The organism is Otoolea muris (assembly GCF_943193115.1).
GTDB classification, from domain to species: Bacteria; Bacillota; Clostridia; order Lachnospirales; family Lachnospiraceae; genus Otoolea; species Otoolea muris.
In genome coordinates this window covers 1-3,131 of sequence record NZ_CALPCY010000118.1, presented here as the reverse complement: position 1 = coordinate 3,131, position 3,131 = coordinate 1, and the positions used below count along the sequence as shown (strand labels likewise).

3 protein-coding genes are annotated in these 3,131 nt (G+C 41.2%); all 3 read right to left on the bottom strand.

Features of this window, described 5'->3' with window-relative positions:
- On the bottom strand, nucleotides 1-804 hold an 804-nt coding region (locus tag NFS31_RS26335), incomplete at its 3' end, for a tyrosine-type recombinase/integrase (protein ID WP_251501934.1).
- On the bottom strand, nucleotides 794-1,771 hold the full coding sequence (locus NFS31_RS26330) for a tyrosine-type recombinase/integrase (RefSeq protein ID WP_251501931.1): 978 nt from the start codon (nucleotides 1,769-1,771) through the stop codon (nucleotides 794-796). The genes NFS31_RS26330 and NFS31_RS26335, both read right to left, overlap by 11 nt.
- The gene (locus NFS31_RS26325; protein ID WP_251501928.1) at nucleotides 1,764-2,987 is read right to left on the bottom strand and encodes a tyrosine-type recombinase/integrase; all 1,224 of its coding nucleotides are present in this window, start codon (nucleotides 2,985-2,987) and stop codon (nucleotides 1,764-1,766) included. Before NFS31_RS26325 ends, NFS31_RS26330 begins: the two co-directional genes overlap by 8 nt.
- Nucleotides 2,988-3,131: the final 144 nt, after the last annotated feature.

Below are 3,131 nucleotides of genomic sequence, written 5' to 3'. Positions count from 1 at the left end.
ATGCCTCATGGAATGTGGCGTGTAACTATATCTGAACATTTCAGGATACTCAAGTTTTGCCTTGTCAATGTATTTGGAGTATATTTCCTCAATACAGGCAACTGACATCTTCTCATGTGTCTGACTTGAGAACACATGCCGCCCTGTATCATTGATTATTCTACGATGTTCAATATATTTCTTCAACATATTTGAAGCATCACATGGAATACCTATACGGCGCACCTTTTGACCTTTACCATGTATGTTGATGCCAGCCCGATCAGGATAGAACTGGATGTCCCCAACTGTTAAATCACATACCTCCTGTGCCCTTGTTCCGCTAGCATACATAAAACACAGCAAAGTCTTATCTCTTAATCCGATTTCATTACTTGAATCGGGTAATTGGAATAGAGTCTTGACTTCATCTCTTGTGAATGAGCTTCTGCCTTTACGGGGCACTTTCTTCTTTGGAACTTTTAGTACACAGTTTCTGAAAGTAACTGCTGAACCAAAATCTCTATTCTGTGCATATATCGAGAATGCTGCAATAGCAGAGAGCCTCTGGTTTCTAGTGCTGACACTGCAGCTGCGCTCTGTTTCCAGCCAGCTTAAGAACTCCATGATCAACTTATCATCAAAGGTACTGAACTCCACCTTATCAGAGGGAATACCTTTTACTGTATATAAGAATTCCATAAGTATACGGAATGTTGCTTTATACGAAACTATCGTTGATTTTGATAAGCCCTTTACAGTTGGTAAATATATATTGAAATAATACTCAAGATGATCCATGAAGGAAATTTTTTTATTCTTCATAGTCTACCTCCGGAAGCAGGTCGCTCATAAATCTTCCAAAGGAATCGATGGACTCCGGAAACAGCTCATTGCTGAATTTTAGGTACTTGGCTGTTTCATTAATGCCTGCATGCCCAAGATAAACAGACAAGAATGGGACAGCGTCATCAAGATGCCTTCCTTCCCGTTCGGCCTTTGCAAACGATTTAAACGCAAACACATGGCGCATACAATGCAGGCATGGACCACGCTCGTGTTTCTTTCGTTTACAGACTTGAATGCCATTATTACGAACAATGTACTCAAATCTGCGTTTTACTGATCTGTCGGATATATGCCCCTCATTTTTAGAGGATGGGAAAAGCCATATGTTGTTCCTGCCGATAAGGTTCATTGCCATGCAGTACTTGTATAGGATATCTGTCATGGGCGCTGACATCGGGACTAAACGCTGCTTATTGCCTTTTGTGTTTATAAGGCGAAGGATGCCGCCATCCAGATCTACATCATTCATACTTATTTTGACCGTTTCGCCGATCCGAAGGCCACAACTGTATAAAAGCCTGAGAATCACCGGAAACTCTATCACCAGATAAGGATCAGCCTTTGGATCCTTTTGAACGATGTTATCAGCAGACTCAAAAATACAATTCAACTCTATATCATTAAAGATATACGGGACATAGTCATCATGAACCCTGGGGATGGATGGCATGGCAACACTTTCTCCGGTATGCTTGAGGAACTCCAGAAACTGTCGTATTACAATGATTTCATTCTCAACAGAACTGCTTTTTCCCGAAAGGGAACCAACCCATTGGTTGATGAAATCTTCCGTGATGTGTCCGGGGGAATCCAACCGTTCGGAAACATATGAATCAAAGCGACGTAGATAGCATAATTCGTGTTTTTCTGCACTTTCACTCAATGTTTCCCGACGAAGACCGTAATACTGTGACAACTGTTCAGAATAAATACTATCAAACATGAGTGACCACCTCCCTGCCGGAAAGATAATCACGGAAAATCCCTGTGGGAATCGGAGGATCTATAGAACACATCCTCAGATTTTCAATATCCGCTTTAGCGTAATGCTTGATAACATCAGGATTTGAATGTCCCAGTATCCTTCTAACCACCTCATAAGATGCATTATCGTTTACCATTGAACTTGCAAGAGATGACCGAAATGCATGTGGACCATGCTTTTTCCCTGCTGTATTGACATTTGCTGCAGCAAAGCATTCATTTAAAGCGTGTCGTATTATGCTTGTAGTAATACGTCCATACGGAGCCGTCAGGCTATGAAATACATACCCGTCTTCTAAAGAGTATTTGTCATTGCCAAGATGCATCGAAATGGCATTAACAACTTCACAAGGCATTTGCAATGTGAGAGGTATCCCCGTCTTTTCCTGGGTTATACTAATGTATCCCGTACTAAAGTTGATTTCCGATAGTTTAAGCTTTGCAATGTCGCCTGCACGGAGTCCCATTCGTGATGCCAGCCGGATGATAGCAAGGTTTCTCTTTCCAATAGTAGTATTGGTATCAACAGAAGCTTCGACCCTGCTGATTTCATCTGGCGTATATGTCGTGGGAAGCGCCGTACCTCTCTTATAGTGCGGAACAATCCTGGAAAGATCCACTTCTAGGATGCCTTTTTCAGCAAGGTAATTCAGGAACTGACGGATACGTGCATAGGCATCCTTGTTGGAGAATGTAAGCAAGGCCTGTGATACAATGCCGGTGTTTAATTGAGAAAGGTCAGAACAACCAGCATTTTCCACAAAGCTCAAAAAAGATATACAGGTCCTTTCTTTTGAGCAGATCGTAGCCGGTTTATTGCCATTATCTATGCATTCTTGAAGGTACCCAGACAAAGTGCCCGCAAACACCAGAGGAATCTGTTCGTTATAATCACCATGATGGCACCTGTAAGGTTTTCCGTCAATGTAGTCATCCAGCCTTCGTACTGCACAGGCATAAGCTACAAAGGTGGACTTGCTAACATTTGAATCGGCAAGAAATGCTTTGCCTAATTCATGAGTGTATATGTCCGTGCCATGATGATTCAGAAAAATGTGAATGCGATTGTAGGTTCGCCGATATACGGTCAACGTTGAATCCATATATTTCTGAGATTTTAATTGCTCCAGAACTGCTTTCATCAGTTCATCGAATGGTAAGATTGTATTTCTCATATGAGACCTCCTTTATAATGAGATGAATTAGTTACATCTTCATTGTAAAAGAGCACTATCATTATTCAAGAAATATGCTGTAAAAAACAACATTTATGCCATATGTAGACTTGCTTCTGGAATAACAATACTTCTGGGATAATG